This window comes from Cupriavidus sp. a3 (genome assembly GCF_051015765.1).
Classification (GTDB): Bacteria; Pseudomonadota; Gammaproteobacteria; order Burkholderiales; family Burkholderiaceae; genus Cupriavidus; species Cupriavidus oxalaticus_A.
Map to the genome: position 1 here is coordinate 2,529,491 of NZ_CP170643.1, position 14,680 is coordinate 2,544,170.

Sequence of the window (14,680 nt, forward strand, 5' to 3'; positions counted from 1 at the left end):
GATGTCTGAGGAAAGCCGAATAGTATGAATAGACCACAGTGGCAAAGGAGTGGCGCAGAACCGGACTATCGATTTACCCTTGCAAACGAACGCACGTTTCTCGCTTGGGTTCGCACCGCCCTCGCTGTCTTGGCCGGGGGCATTGTACTCGACCAGTTCTCCGCTCACATGGAGCCGAAACCCGTCTTAGGAGTAGTCGCGATCGCGCTGTCGTTGTTGGCGGCTGGAATGGGAGGATTTGCATACTTCCGCTGGCAGGGGAACGAAATTGCGATGCGTCATCGCAGTCCGCTTCCTTCTTCTGTAGGCATTCCTCTGCCCATCGAAAGCCGATAGTTGAATCTCACGTAATTCCGGGGACGCTTTAGGCAGGATAGTGCATCGCCCGCTTTCACTGTGGCAATCGCTTGAAGTTCGCAAAAGGCTTAGCTGTGCTGCACATCGAAGCCGGGAAGATGAAGCCGATCGCCGCGGCCACACACAAGCGCGTGTTCGCGCGCATCATCCGGCAGGATTTCGCCAGATCGAGAAAGGTCGTCACCGAGTCGGCGTGCGGATCGACTGAGGTCACTGAGAAGTTTCTGCAACTGCTGCGCGTGACCACCCGCGCAGCGGCTTGTGTTCCCATCTGCAGGATCACTGGGAACCGCGCCGTTTTCACCTGCGATCACCGGATGACAACCACATTGATTGGCGTGCCAGTCGAGACGACGGCTCATGAAACCCGTGTGCGCCTTACCCCGGATTATCCAGGGATCCTGTGAAGCAAGGAAAGATCGTCGTCCAGTCCGCAGCCAAGGTTGATTGAGACCCCAGGCATTCTGGCCTCTCATGGAGAGCATTTACCTTCAAACGGAGACAACAATGCGGAACGAATCGTTGGTTAACAGACTCCCCCTCGACGTCAGCGCACTCGCGCGTTGCATAGCAACCACAGCATTGCTAACGGCTTGCGGAGGTGGCGACAACGCACCGAGCGGGACAGAGCAGGACGCAGCAGCACGTGTTCGAGTCCAACCGCTTCTAACCTACACGCGGGCGGACTCCTACGAGTCCATCGCACAGCCGGACATTCTTGTGCCCATGCGTGACGGCTTTCAACTTACATGCGACCTGTACCGCCCTGGCGCAAATGGCGTGCCGGCGCTAGGCCGCTTTCCGGGCCTGCTTATCAACTTCACCGCCTACGGACGCAAGCTCGCGAGTGCGGGTAACGATCTCCGTGATTTTGCACGGAAGGGTTATGCCAGTTCTATGGTGCAACACTCGTGGCGCCCAAGGAACTAACGGGGGCAGCCCGACCGGTCCTGAGAGCAAGGCGGACGTGGATATGTTCTCGACACAGGAGGCACGAGATGGGTACGACGTGATCGAGTGGATTGCTGCGCAGAACTGGTCAACCGGGAAGGTCGGACAGATCGGATCGAGCTATGGAGGCATCATGTCTTTGGCTGTGGCCGGTCAAATGCCACCACATCTGGCCGCTTCGATTCCTGTCATGGGGGTTCGCGATCAATACCAATGGGCTTATCCGGGGGGTATCCAGGACGTCCGCGGTGGCTCTACTCTTCCCGTTATCGCTAATTGCTCTTCCGCAGCGGGCGAACCGACTTGCTCTGCGCGAATGACCGCAGCGTTTACCTCGCACCCGAATTTTGATGACTACTGGGCAGCTCGCGCGGTAGATGTTGCCTCCATCAAGGTCCCGATGCTGTTCGTACAGGGACTGCAAGACTTTATGATGGCCTACTATGACAACCGCAATGCGGTAATCGGGGATAGATCAAATGTTGCTACAGTGATCGGACCCTGGCCACATAGCGTCCCTGAACAGACGTCCCCGGAACTCAAGAACGTGTATTTGGCTTGGTTCGATCGCTGGGTTGCCGACATGCCGAACGTGCCGGAGACACCTAAGGTGGCATTGAAAGGATTGCAGGGTCGAGATTGGGATGGCTTCGCTGCCTGGCCCCTAAAATCGAGTGAGCCGAAGACTTTCTACCTTACCAATAGTGGTCTTGAGCAGAACGCTCCATCGGCTGGCACGCTCCAATATGCGATTGATACGAGCGGAAACACCACTGGGCTGACGCTTGCCACAACGTTTTCCAGCGCTACAACCCTTGCAGGGCCCGTTGAGATCAGCTTGCCGCTCAGTTTTACTGCTTCAGATGCAAATGTGATCGCCAACATTTACGCGCGTCGCAATGGAGAGCAAATAAACCTCGGTTGGGCGGCGTACAAGAAGGCAAGTCACCTTGAATCTGACGCGGGCCCATCTCCTCGCGTGCCAGGTCGAACATACCTTTATAAGATCAGCGTTCCTAGCAAGTTTTACGCTTTTCAGCCAGGCGATAGCATGGTTCTTTCAGTCGTAAGCTCGGACAAGATTGTCGCCTCGGACTCACCCGCCGGCACAGTCACTGTGACGCTCGGTAAAGACGCATATGTTCGTGCCCCAATGGTTGTAGCGCGTTAGGTAGAGCCTTCCGGGCCGGCTAAGGTGATGCGCGAACGTCAAGTCTAATTGTATGGACGCACTACCCGAAACGACATTGATGTGACCTTGCCCTGTTTGACGAATCCCAGAGCCGCGGACGTGACGCAGCCTTGCCTTGTTGAGCGGCGGCCCAGTTTTTCTCAAACGGCATAGCCTTGCTAAAGGTTCAGTGGGCGCTCAGCTTCGGGCAGAGCCTTCAGCCCTAATCCCGTGAGGGATGCGTACGCCAGCCGAGGCTCAGGGTCACTCTCGTTGAGCTCGATGTCAAAGACATCGACTCTCCGGGGGTTGCTTGCCCTTGTGAGGAGATCGAGAGTAGGCAAGGGATAGGTCGCGTTGGTTCAGCAATTGCTTCGTCGGCGAGACGGTCAGTTTGCCCGGCGAAGGATACTCGTGATATTCAAGCGTGGCTTCGCGCAAGCTCGGTGCAGCAGTCCTGGTGTTCATGTGGAGTTCCGGCAGTGCTTCGTTCCGGCGGCGTTGGCGGCCGGGACCCAGCTACTAGTGGTTGGTACGTGGTGCAGTGCGGGCTCGTTGACCTCACCTGGAGGGTCGCACGGGGCCCTATGGCAGCTCCAGTACATCGGAGCCGCGTGGCGATCAAGAATGTTGGAAAAGGACGGGACGGCACCAGACCAGGTGCCCCGGCCGGTGGGGAGCGCAATGCAGTCACTCCGGCTGAATGCCAGCGTCCGTGATGACTTTCGTCCACCGATTAACTTCTTCGTTGAAGAACTTCTTATGGCCTGCCGGTGAGAGACGGTCGTCGGTGACAACCGTGATGCCCAATGCCTCTTCACGTTTGATTAACGCCGGATCCTTCAGCGCTGCGCGCAGGGCCTTGTTGATTTTCTCGAGTACGGCTGGCGGGGTACTGCGAGGCGCATACAAACCGTGCCAGACGGTGAAGTTGAATCCCGGCAAGCCGGCTTCGTTGAGGGTCGGAATGCCCGCCAAGGCCGGCACCGTCGAGCGTTGGGCACTTGTCACCCCAAATGCCTTGACCTTCTTGGCTTCGATCTGCGGCGTACTGTTGGTGGCCTGCTCGCACATCAGATCGACTTGCCCGCCTATGATGTCGGACATGGCGGGCGCCGTTCCCTTGTACGGGACAAAGGTCATGTCGCTTTTCAGCGTGCTTTGCAGCAGCAGGCTGCAGAGGTGCGACGCCGAGCCCACGCCTGCGTTGGCCAGGTTCAGCTTTCCGCCATTCGCCGCAATAAACTTTTTGAGTTCGGGCAGGTTGTTAGGCGGCAGGGCGGTCTTGCCGATCAGTGTCGACGGTGCCTCGTTGATCAGCCCCAGGAATTCCAGGTCCGAGGTCTTGTAGCCAAGCTTCTTGTACAGGGCTGGTGCCGTCGCCAGGCCGATATGGTGGACCAGCAGCGTATAGCCGTCCGGGGTCGCCCGGGCGACACGAGCCGTACCGATGGTACCGCCGGCACCAGCGGTATTCTCGACGACAACCGTGGTGCCGAGTGTTTTCCGCAGCGATTCGGCGACGTCTCGCGCGATTTTGTCGCTCGGGCCGCCAGCCACGAACGGGACAACCAAGATGACAGGCTTCTCCGGATATTCGGCACGAGCGTAGCCGGACGTGACGAAGAGGCCGCTGAAAATGCATAGGGTTGCGGCGCGGGCGGCCGCTTGCTTGATCCACATGGTTGTCTCCGTTTATGTTTTTGAAATGCTGCGGCTTACGCCGACAGTTGCTGCATCACGCTATACAAGTCCGACTTGCCTTCGAAGCCGATGCCTGGCAGGTCGGGCATCGTGAGGTAGCCCTTCTCGACCTTGACGCCATCGGGGAAGCCGCCGAATGGCTGGAACAGGTCGGGGTAGCTCTCGTTGCCGCCCAAACCTAGGCCCGCTGCGATATTCAGCGACATCTGATGACCGCCGTGCGGAATGCACCGGCTGGCCGACCAGCCGTGCTGCTTGAGCATGTCGAGCGTGCGCAGGTATTCGACCAGGCCATAGCTGAGCGCGCAGTCAAATTGCAGGTAGTCGCGATCCGGGCGCATGCCGCCGTAGCGAATCAGGTTGCGGGCGTCCTGCATCGAGAACAGGTCTTCGCCGGTGGCCATCGGCTTGTCATAGTAGTTGCGCAGCGTCGCTTGCAGCTCGAAGTCCAACGGATCGCCCGGCTCCTCGTACCAGAACAGATCGTATTGGGAAAGCGCCTTGGCATACTGGATGGCGGTGTCGAGATCGAAGCGCCCATTGGCATCGACGGCGAGCTTCTGACCATCCTGCAGCACGCTCAGAATCGAGTCGATGCGTCGCAGATCCTCGTCCAGCGACGCGCCGCCGATCTTCTTCTTGACCACGGTGTAGCCGCGGTCGATGTAGCTGCGCATCTCGTCCTTCAGCTTGCCGTGATCCTGGCCGGGATAGTAATAACCGCCGGCGGCGTAGACGAACACCTTGCGGTCCGCCTGCCCGTTGCCATAGCGGTCGGCCAGCAACTGGAACAAGGGCTTGCCTTCGATCTTGGCGACAGCATCCCAGACCGCCATGTCGATGGTGCCGATGGCCACCGATCGCTCGCCATGGCCGCCCGGCTTCTCGTTCTTGAACATGGTGTCCCAGATTTTGTGCGGATCCAGGTTGTTGCCGGTGGCGTCGACCAGCGACTCCGGATCGGCTTCCAGGATGCGCGGAATGAACCGCTCACGCATCAAGGTGCCTTGGCCATAGCGACCGTTGGAGTTGAAGCCGTAGCCGACCACGGGCTTGCCGTCGCGGATCACGTCGGTGACCACGGCGACCAGGCTCAGCGTCATCTTGCTGAAATCGATGTAGGCGTTGCGGATGGGCGAGCTGATCGGGAAGGTCTTCTCGCGGATTTCTACGACTCTCACAGTGTGTCTCCTGACTCACATTACTTGAACGCTGGGCGCGTCGGAGTACGTAGCTTAGGTGCGGAATGGTGTACTACAATTGAATCAATTTCATTTCATTATTCGCTCAAAGTGAAGACTGAAATCGCGTCCGAACTGGAGTTCTTCGTCCTGATCGACCGGCACGGCTCGTTAGCGGCCGCAGCGCGCGAACTGGATCTGACGCCCCCCGCAGCGACAAAGCGGCTGGCACTGATGGAAAGCCGCCTTGGTGTCCGTCTGGTGAATCGCACCACGCGGCGCATCAGCCTGACGAACGAAGGCGAGACCTACCTGGCATATGCCCAGAGGATCCTGGCGGACCTCCGGGAGATGGAGAGCGTTGTGGCAAGCAGCGGAGCCGAACCGCGCGGACTGCTCCGCGTCAATGCAACACTCGGCTTCGGACGGACCACCATTGCTCCTCTGGTGTCCGAGTTTGCAAAGCGCTATTCACAGGTGGAGGTGCAACTCGAAGTCACGGATCGCCCCGTAGACCTGGTTGACAGTGGTGTCGACCTGGCGATCCGGTTCGGAACGCTGCCGGATAACCGGCTGAGCGCAAGGCGGATCATGTCGAACCGTCGTTTCCTATGCGCTTCGCCGGTCTACCTGGACAAATTCGGGTCACCGCAGTCATTGTCCGAGCTTCACAAGCATCGCTGCATCATTCACCGACAGAACGACGAAGCCCACACCATCTGGCGCTTCGAGCAGGCGGGGCATCACGAAAGCGTTAAGGTCACCGGGGCGCTATCCAGCAACGACGGGGATATCGTTCTCGGCTGGGCGCTCGACGGGCACGGCATCCTGATCCGTTCCGAGTGGGACTTGGCAAAGTATCTGGAGAGCGGCCGATTGCGAGTCGTCTTACCGCAATTCAAACAGCCATCTGCGGATCTCTTTGTCTACTACTCGCAGCGCCGCAATCAGACAGCACGCGCGCGTGCCTTCATTGACTTTTTAGTAGAGACGTTTCAGAAGTCGCTTGAAAAGAAGGGATAGGGGCGACAGAAGGCGGCCGCCCAGAATTCTGCGGCCGCTCCGGCCGTACTGCAGACACTCGGAGTACGCCCGCCCGACGACCGTTACGGGTCGTCTAGAGACAGCAGGCGTAATTTCGAGATCGTGAAACTATTGATGGAGACTCATGCGCCGCTGTCACCTGCGAAGTCCAGCCTCCATCCCCTTCCCTTGGATTTTCCCGTGGGCTAAGAAACGTCTTTCGCGCACAGCGGCCGTCGCTTACCTGAGGTCCGGCCGGGATTCGCAGAAATTCCGCCACATCTCTGGCAACCCTTTGATTTATCGAGAGAATGCACCCTTCCTTGCGCCCCGGATAACCTCGTGACTCCGCCCCCGGCCAGAGAGAGAGCTCAAATTTCTATGTGCGCCATGCAGCACGAATCAGCAAAGATGAGGTTGAAGTCGGGAGCGCTTGGCCTGTCGATCTGTCATCAAAGGCGGTTTCCACATCCTGGGGTAATCGTCCTTTTGCAGCAGAATGAGACGGTCAGGCTTAAAAAGACGTTCTAGAACAATGACTTAGCGATTCTTCGTTTCGCGCTGCACCGTCCTTTCTTTGCCGATTGGTACGCGGTTGGCAGCCAGTATGCCTGGCCAGCCTGCGAAACTGCTGTCGTAGCTGCCGCTGCGAAGGTGCTGCCGTATTTCGGTCTCGAGACACTGCTGTGTGCCAATCTGTGGCAGATTTTGCTCTGCGGCGTTCGATGGCAGTTATGCCATAGCCTGTCGGGTTGTTGCGCCACTGCCTTGGATCAGCGAGTCAATGTAGCGCTCGACACCGAAGCTGAGGATCCCCCGGAAGTTGATGTGCCCGGAATGCCCCGGCCCCATGCGGCGCAGCCAAGCGTCCTCGATATTCGTGCCCCCCTTGCGAAGTCGCTCGACGACATCGTTCATGCGGTTGGTATTCCACGCCAGAACGATGTTGGTCAGAAGCGCGTGCGCCCCCGAGATCGCCGTCATCTCATCGCCTCGCCGGCCGCGTTCGTGTGGCACCCGGCCAGCATGGATCGCGCGCTGCAACTGGTGCACCGACTCCCCTCGGCTGAGCAACGTATGGATTTCGCGGCGGAAGTCTTCAATGGTCACGTAGTCGCACAGGAAGATGCTACGCAACAGCCGGCCGAGATGCTCGGCAGCTTTGTGTGCCTTGTTGGTCCGGGCAGCGCCGCCCAACCGTTGCATGGCGAGCTCAGCGCTAATGCGGCCGATACGGATCGATGCCAGCACCCGTAGGAAATTGTCCCAACCCAGGCGTATGGCTCTCAAGGACAATCGCTTCGTGGTGACACGCTCGATACCTTCTGGCACTTTAAACTCTGCCGGCAGATACAGTTTGCGCTCCGACAGATCGCGCAGCCGCGGGCATAGATCGAAACTCAAGCCCTTGGCCCAGGCCATCGCGGCGTTCGTGTAGCCGTGCGTGTCCACTGCCAGTAACGACAGGCGGATACGGTCCTCGCTGCGGTTGTGCTGCTCTACGCCCTCGATGGCCACCCCAGCCTGACGCTCGTTCAAGACAATCGGTTGGTCATAGACGATGCCCCACTTGTCGAGCACGTGGGATGCCGGTCGCGTAGGTGCGTCGACGTGGATCAACACGGGCGATCCACAGATGTCGTGAAACGTCTAGTGACATCATGTCGGCCGATGCCTTCTTTCCGGTGCCCCAGTGCGTGGCTAATGGGATCTTTCCTTGAAATTCAGCCACCACCTCGTTGGCCCTGCGCAAACGGCCATGGGTCTCCAGCGCCCGCATGGCAAGTGACACCTGGGCGGTGTCGGACGATGCCGGCTTTGCGAACCTCAAGGCGTGGCGCGACCTGCAGACCAGGAAGCTCAATGCTCTGCCAGAAGACTTTACGGAGACCGGCGTTGGCACAGCGTGGCATGACCTCGTCCATGATCCTGACCCAAAGCGCCGCTATCAGGCCTTCTCTGCCTGCACGATGATGTCGCTACGAAATAGCCTGCGTCGGGGCAGCGTATGGATTGACCACTCGATGCGCTTTCGTGATGCCGACCAAATGCTCATCCCTGCCAAGGAGTGGGAGCGCGACCGTGTCAAGTATCTCGGGCTATTGGGCCTGCCAGCCGCGGCTGATACCTTCATCGAACAGCTACTGGATACGCTTCGTGCTGGTGTGGCTGCGGTGGCCGAGGCCTCCGCTAAAGGCAAGATCGAAATTGGAGACGATGGCATGCTTCACCTGCCGGCGATTGTGGCGCTGGAGCAGGACGATGAGCCGCGCCGCACGCGCGACTTGATCTACAAGACAATCGGCGAAGTGCAGTTCCCAGACCTATTGCTGGAGGTCGACGCCTCGACCAATTTCAGCGAGGTGCTGCTTGGGCACCGGGCGAAGTCCGTGGCCGAACTGCTGTCGACCTACGCGGCCTTGCTCGCCCATGGCACCGAGATCGATGCCATGGGCATTGCTGCGATGATTCCCGGTATCCTCCCTGCCGCCGAATTCCAGGCCTTCCAGTCCCGACAGCAGAGCGTGAATCCGCTGATGGTCACCGGTCAGCGCCGCGCGCACGTGTGACGCAAAGCTCGAATGCGCCGCGTCGGTGACGATGGCCAGGTGCTCCAGGGCTTCATCCACTCGCTGCTCGGTCGGCTTGCTCTTGTCTTGCAGGACGGCCTTGGCCTTGAGCGCCTGCTGCCTGTCTTCCACAGCGGAACGGGTGTGCGTCGACTGCGCCGTGCTGGCCGCGCGTCGGAACAGATCCTGGCTGCGTCGGCTGACCACTGCGAGCATTTGCGCCTCGTAGGCGGAAAATGCATGCTGTGCCATGTCGGTGATCTGGCGCTGGCCGGGAATGAGGCGGCAGCGATCGTAGAGCCATCGCTGAGCGGTGGTGACAAGCTCATCCACGTCTGCCGCAGCGGCAGCTTGTACGCGGAGCATCTCTTGCAAAGCGGTCTGGCTGGTGACATCAAACGGCTTGATGCCAAGGTGCTCCTTGACCCATTGCTGATGCTCGTACAACGTCGGACGTCGTTGGTACAGTGACTTCAGGCTGGCAATCGACAGCAACGGCGCGGAGAAAGCTTCGCACACGTACTGAAGGAGATTGCGCGGAACGACAGCAAACCGGTCCAACGGCCGACCGAAGGCCCGGAGGCAAACGAGCTGCAGGCCGACCGCCGCGAATCTGTCGGCCCGAAACCGCTCCCATATTGCCGCGATGTCAGCACTGGTGAGCTGAAAGAACTGCTGCAGGTCAAACTCTGTCAAGCGGGCAGGCAACTCTTCCCTGCCAACGTAGCGATACGCAAATGCCGACATCTACCACTTTTCGGGGTGTCGTTCGGGTCAAAACTGTACGACAAGTGCTCGGATGGCCGCAATAACGTCAACGAATGGGCAGGGGACTCGGGGCTGATTGTGATAACCGTATCAATCGGCAAGAAAAGGACGATTCCCCCCTTCCGCCCTGCGTCAACAGACTTAGTAGTGGCCAAAAATGCCGGACGCGCCTTGTCGCAAACAGCCCGGCTTCACTCGGGGACGGCGCTTGTCGGCCAGCAAGCGACTTTGGTCATCGCGCACCGAGTCATTCGAATGTCCGCTCCTCTAGTGACAAGGGACTTTGGCCCGCCAACGACGCACCTCACTTTCATCGGCCGAGCGGCTGTCCCGGCTTATCTGATTGAGAATGGTGAGCAGCGTCCTTTCTAGGCAGCACAGATCTTTGCCACCTTCGTTAGAAGGGCGGAAGCACTCTCGCTTCACCTTGGGCTGGCCGGCCCGCCTGGGGAGCACGTTCGCGTCCTTCAGCCCTTTAATGGAGGCCACCGGGCATTCAGCAGGCAGCACGGGGATCTTGTGAGTCGGCAACCCAATCCCTTGCGCACGGCACTCCGGACCACGGTTATGGACTAGGTGAAGGCGCTGAAGTCCGGCGTCGTGATTGACGATGTCGCCCACCAAAATCTCACTCCATCGGGACCGTCTGGTACGGCCCAACGTAGAGACAGCGTCTGTTGGTTTCCCACCCACATCACGGTAGTCGAATCGTCGCCTATCGCTCCCTGTGGGCCCAATCCGGTGGCGACGTACGCAAACCAAGACACTGGCACGCGCCATGCAATACGACTAGTGAGCAAGGGACACGGCAACCGCGACATCCAATGCTCACTAACTCGACCTGAGCAAAGGAGCTTCATCATGACTACCCAAACCAATGAACGCGCGACCATTGTCATTCATGACCTGCCGGCCATCGAAGACCTAGATTGCGTCGAAATGTCCGCCATCAAGGGCGGCCAGATCGACCAGCGCCTCGCAGACTACATCCAGAACGTCTATCAGTACACGCATGACTGGGCAGGTGGGGCCCGCCCAGTCCCGAAGTACTGACGGCAGCGCCTTGCCGGCCGACTTCTTGCCATCGTGCGTTGGTTGACCGGCATCCTATTGGCGATGTCGGCGCCGGCAGCGCCTATCAGCAAATGTGCATCAGCCCGGCGGGGTGATGCCGCCGTAGCCCATGCGCGGTCCTTCGGCGGCTATTCCGTAACTTTTTGTTTTCGAGTCGCCCCTGGCGACCGGCCTGGTTTCTGGCGGCTCCTATCCTGTCAACGGACATTAATCTCAGCGCTGTCAAATGACAGAGAAGGGTCGTAAACAGCCCTGCGACGGCGAAACAAAAAAAGCTTCCCTCCCGCTTTGCCCAATAGATCTGCTTCGAGTTAGCGAACCAGACTTTGACGTCCTCCACCAAAGTGGCCCGCTTGCCCCAAGCCGGACCTCGCCGCCAGTAGCGCGGCCTCGACTGCACCCCCGTGTGCTCCATGTGCGCGAAAATGCATGTCGTGAAACCATGGTTTCACACTGAATTTTGTTTGACACCAAAGTTTCATTCCCCTATATTTCTGAAACCAAAGTTTCATCCGGACCCAATCATGACCTCATCGTTGCATGACAAGATCCTCGTGCTGCATGACCAGCTCACCGAAAGCGAGCGCCGCCTGGCCGCCGTCACCCTCGAGTGCATCGGCAACCTTGCGGCCTACTCGGCGACCGAGTTGGCGCAAAAGGCTGGCGTTTCCAAGGCGACGGCCGGTCGGTTCTTTCGCCGCCTTGGCTACGAGAATTTCAACGAGGTCCGGTCCCTCCAGCGCGACGAAGCCGACCGCGGCTCACCGCTGTATGAATTAGCCGGCGTCCAAGCACCAGCGGACGAGCAGGCGCCGCTGGCGCGCCACCTCGCCAACGACATGCAGAACCTTGCCCACACATTTGACCGCCTGAATCCGGCCGACGTCGAGCGCGCCGTCGCGATATTCGCCAACGCGCGGCGGGTCTTCATCGCCGGCTTCCGCAACGGCCGCGTGCTCGCGCAATACGCGTGGGCTCTACTAACGCAGTTGCGGCCAGGCGTGACACTAGCGCCGGGCGCTGGCCTGAACCTCGCCGAAGACTTGGCCGACCTGGGCCCTGGCGACGTACTGCTGGTGATGGACTTCCGCCGACGTGTGACGTTGCTGTGGCCGATGGTCGCCCACGCCAACCGTGTCGGCGCCAAGGTCGTGATCCTGACCGACCCCAGCGCGACGGATCTGCCGGCGCGCTCCGACGTCGTGCTCCGCTGCGTCAACCACGGCGCGGCGGTATTCGACTCCTACGTCGCCGCTGTCAGCCTGATCAACCACCTTTGCACAACCCTCGCGCTGGTCCTCGGCGACACGGCGCGCGAGAGGCTCGAAGAAATCGAGTCACTCCATGACCACTACGGCGACCTCCATCGCTAGATCCCAACCAAGGAACCAAGGAGACTGTCTTGAATCATCCACTGCCCAACTTGAAGCTGCAGAGCATCCTGAATCCGGCCGCCACGCCCAGCGCGACCTACGGGGCCCGCCAGCAAGCCGTGCTCGGCGGTGAAGCCTTCGCCCGCGCCGCCGTGCAGATCCGCCGCTGGCCGGGCTACGCGCCGACGCCACTGGTCGCGCTGGACGGCCTCGCGGGTGCCGCCGGGGTCGCCCAAATCCTCTACAAGGACGAAGGCGGCCGCTTCGGGCTGGGCAGCTTCAAGGCACTGGGCGGTGCCTACGCTGTCAGCCGCCTGCTGGTGCGCGAGATCGCCAGCCGCCTAGGCGTGAGCGACGTGTCGGTAGACGATCTCCTGTCGGGCCGCTATGCCGACGTGGTGCGCGACATTACCGTGACCTGCGCCACCGACGGCAACCACGGCCGCTCGGTCGCCTGGGGCGCGCAGCGCTTCGGTTGCCAGTGCGTGATCTATATTCACGCCACCGTAAGCGAAGGCCGCAAGGCGGCCATCGAGCAATACGGCGCGCTGGTGGTCCGCACCGCCGGCAACTACGACGACTCGGTGCGCCAGGCGGCCGACGACGCGGCGCGGCTGGGCCGCTTCGTGGTGTCCGACACTTCCTACGAAGGCTATATGGAGGTCCCGAAGGACGTGATGCAGGGCTACGCGGTGATGGCCGACGAGGCGCTGCATCAGTTGCCGGACGGCCAGCTTCCGACCCACGTCTTCCTGCAGGGCGGCGTGGGTGGGCTCGCCGCCGCCGTGTGCGCGCACTTCTGGGAAGTGCTCGGCGACAAGCGTCCGCGCTTCATCGTGGTCGAGCCGGACAAGGCCGCCTGCCTGTATGAAAGTGCGCGCGCCGGCAAGCCGGTGGCGGTCCACGGCGACCTCGACACGGTGATGGCCGGCCTCGCCTGCGGCGAAGTCTCGCTGCTGGCGTGGGAAGTCCTGCATCCCGGCGCGCATGCCTTCCTGACCATCGATGATGCCTCCGCGCTCGACAGCGTGCGCCTCCTGGCCGACAGCCGCTATGGCGATACGCCCATCGTGGCCGGCGAATCGGCAGTCGCGGGGCTGGCCGGCTGCCTCGGTGCGATGGCCGATCCCGCCGTGCGCGAACAACTCGGCCTGACTGCTGCCAGCCGGGTGCTGGTGTTCGGCAGCGAAGGCGCGACCGACGTGGCACTGTACGAGCGCATCGTCGGCCGCCTGCCGGAAGACGTGAGGAAAGCAGCGTGAATGCTACCCTCGACCTTGAACAGACGGCGCGCATCGACCTGCCCCGCCTGCTGCGCCGGATCGCCGCACTCGGCGAAGTGGGTGCCATCGACGGCGGCGGCGTCTGCAGGCTCGCTCTGACCGACGAGGACGGTGCCGGGCGCGATCTCGTGGTGTCGTGGATGCGCGAGCTGGGCTTGTCGGTCAGCATCGACGGCATCGGCAACGTGGTCGGCGTACGTGCCGGCCGCGAAGACCTCCCGCCCGTGATGACCGGCTCGCACATCGACACCGTCCGCACCGGCGGCCGCTACGACGGCAATCTCGGTGTGCTCGCTGGCCTGGAGGTCATGGCGGCGCTCGGCGACGCCGGCATTGTCACGCGTCGTCCGCTGGCAGTGGCCTTTTTCACCAATGAGGAAGGCGCGCGCTTCGCCCCCGACATGATGGGCAGCCTGGTGTTCCAGGGCGACCTTCCGCTGCGGCAGGCGCTGGATACGCGCGGCATCGACGGCACCACGGTCGGCGAGAACCTCGCCCGGATCGGCTATGCCGGACCGGCGCCGGTGGGCCGCAACCGCGTCCATGCCTTCGTGGAACTGCACGTGGAGCAGGGACCGGTGCTGGAGCATGAGGACATCACCATCGGCGCGGTCACCGGCGTGCAAGGCATCCACTGGACCGAGTTCACCGTCGAAGGCACGTCCAACCATGCCGGCACCACGCCAATGCGGCTGCGCCACGACGCCGGCCTCGTCGCCGCGCGGATCGCCTGCTTCGTGCGGGACCTGTCGCGCGAGCTTGGCAGCGCGCAGCTCGCGACGGTCGGACAGGTGCAGTTTTTCCCGAATCTGGTCAATGTGATTCCGAATCGCGCGGTGTTCACCGTCGACCTGCGCAATACCGACGGCGCGTCGCTCGCCGACGCCGTGCAGCGCACGCAGGCCTACGCGCAGGACACGGCGAAGGCCGAGGGCGTGCGCCTCACCCACCGCACGCTGGCTGACTTCGCGCCGGTGGCGTTCGACGAGGGCATGGTCGCCCGCGTCGAGGCCATCGCGCGCCGCCGCGGCCACAGCGTGCGGCGCATGCCGAGCGGCGCCGGCCATGACGCACAGATGCTCGCCCGCATGTGCCCCGCCGGCATGATATTCGTGCCGAGCGTGGGCGGCCTGTCGCACAACGTCGCCGAACTGACCTACGACCACGACATCCAGGCCGGCGCCAACGTGCTCCTCGACCTGATGCTCGAGCTGGCCGCATGACA

General features: G+C 61.2%; 10 protein-coding genes and 1 pseudogene. 8 read left to right on the forward strand and 3 right to left on the reverse strand.

The features are described from left to right. Nucleotides 1–24: 24 nt before the first annotated feature. The 3 genes from ACAD63_RS12290 to ACAD63_RS12300 all read left to right on the forward strand — a co-directional run bounded on the left by ACAD63_RS12290 (nucleotide 25) and on the right by ACAD63_RS12300 (nucleotide 2,479). Nucleotides 25–336: a YidH family protein gene (locus ACAD63_RS12290; RefSeq protein ID WP_434032734.1), complete on the forward strand. Its 312-nt coding sequence runs from the start codon at nucleotides 25–27 to the stop codon at nucleotides 334–336. Between the two features lie 71 nt (nucleotides 337–407). Then, nucleotides 408–764 (forward strand): hypothetical protein, encoded by a 357-nt coding sequence (locus ACAD63_RS12295; protein ID WP_434032735.1) that lies wholly within the window; start codon nucleotides 408–410, stop codon nucleotides 762–764. A gap of 602 nt (nucleotides 765–1,366) precedes the next feature. Then, nucleotides 1,367–2,479, forward strand: coding sequence for a CocE/NonD family hydrolase (locus ACAD63_RS12300; RefSeq protein ID WP_434032736.1), 1,113 nt, complete (start codon nucleotides 1,367–1,369; stop codon nucleotides 2,477–2,479). A 690-nt stretch (nucleotides 2,480–3,169) separates the two neighbouring features. On the opposite strand, the gene ACAD63_RS12305 is transcribed toward ACAD63_RS12300, so the two are convergent. Together ACAD63_RS12305 and ACAD63_RS12310 are read right to left on the reverse strand one after the other, a co-directional pair. After that, entirely contained in the window at nucleotides 3,170–4,162 is a 993-nt protein-coding gene (locus tag ACAD63_RS12305; RefSeq protein ID WP_434032737.1) for a tripartite tricarboxylate transporter substrate-binding protein, read from the reverse strand. Nucleotides 4,163–4,197: 35 nt separating this feature from the next. Beyond that, the gene (locus ACAD63_RS12310; RefSeq protein ID WP_434032738.1) at nucleotides 4,198–5,364 is read right to left on the reverse strand and encodes a mandelate racemase/muconate lactonizing enzyme family protein; all 1,167 of its coding nucleotides are present in this window, start codon (nucleotides 5,362–5,364) and stop codon (nucleotides 4,198–4,200) included. A gap of 111 nt (nucleotides 5,365–5,475) precedes the next feature. On the opposite strand from ACAD63_RS12310, the gene ACAD63_RS12315 reads away from it, so the two are divergent. Further along, nucleotides 5,476–6,387: a LysR family transcriptional regulator gene (locus ACAD63_RS12315; protein WP_434032739.1), complete on the forward strand. Its 912-nt coding sequence runs from the start codon at nucleotides 5,476–5,478 to the stop codon at nucleotides 6,385–6,387. Between the two features lie 732 nt (nucleotides 6,388–7,119). Here ACAD63_RS12315 and ACAD63_RS12320 read toward each other — a convergent pair. Beyond that, a pseudogene (locus tag ACAD63_RS12320) lies at nucleotides 7,120–9,704 on the reverse strand (Tn3 family transposase). 882 nt (nucleotides 9,705–10,586) lie between these two features. Between ACAD63_RS12320 and ACAD63_RS12325 the strand changes: the two are divergent. The 4 genes from ACAD63_RS12325 (at nucleotide 10,587) to ACAD63_RS12340 (ending at nucleotide 14,678) form a co-directional block, all read left to right on the forward strand. After that, nucleotides 10,587–10,778 carry a hypothetical protein gene (locus tag ACAD63_RS12325; RefSeq protein ID WP_434032740.1) on the forward strand — a complete coding sequence of 64 codons (192 nt, stop codon included), beginning with the start codon at nucleotides 10,587–10,589 and terminating at the stop codon, nucleotides 10,776–10,778. Between the two features lie 545 nt (nucleotides 10,779–11,323). Continuing rightward, entirely contained in the window at nucleotides 11,324–12,172 is an 849-nt protein-coding gene (locus ACAD63_RS12330) for a MurR/RpiR family transcriptional regulator (protein WP_240746072.1), read from the forward strand. A gap of 29 nt (nucleotides 12,173–12,201) precedes the next feature. Then, complete coding sequence (locus tag ACAD63_RS12335) at nucleotides 12,202–13,434, forward strand: diaminopropionate ammonia-lyase (RefSeq protein WP_135706464.1); 1,233 nt, start codon at nucleotides 12,202–12,204, stop codon at nucleotides 13,432–13,434. Next, nucleotides 13,431–14,678, forward strand: coding sequence for a M20 family metallo-hydrolase (locus ACAD63_RS12340; protein WP_135706463.1), 1,248 nt, complete (start codon nucleotides 13,431–13,433; stop codon nucleotides 14,676–14,678). Before ACAD63_RS12335 ends, ACAD63_RS12340 begins: the two co-directional genes overlap by 4 nt. Nucleotides 14,679–14,680 lie beyond the last annotated feature (2 nt).

Bases quoted from the DNA above. Each gene is read 5' to 3' on its own strand.
- ACAD63_RS12330 (WP_240746072.1), top strand. From the start codon at position 11,324: ATGACCTCATCGTTGCATGACAAGATCCTCGTGCTGCATGACCAGCTC.
- ACAD63_RS12325 (WP_434032740.1), top strand. From the start codon at position 10,587: ATGACTACCCAAACCAATGAACGCGCGACCATTGTCATTCATGACCTG.
- ACAD63_RS12290 (WP_434032734.1), top strand. From the start codon at position 25: ATGAATAGACCACAGTGGCAAAGGAGTGGCGCAGAACCGGACTATCGA.
- ACAD63_RS12305 (WP_434032737.1), bottom strand. From the start codon at position 4,162: ATGTGGATCAAGCAAGCGGCCGCCCGCGCCGCAACCCTATGCATTTTC.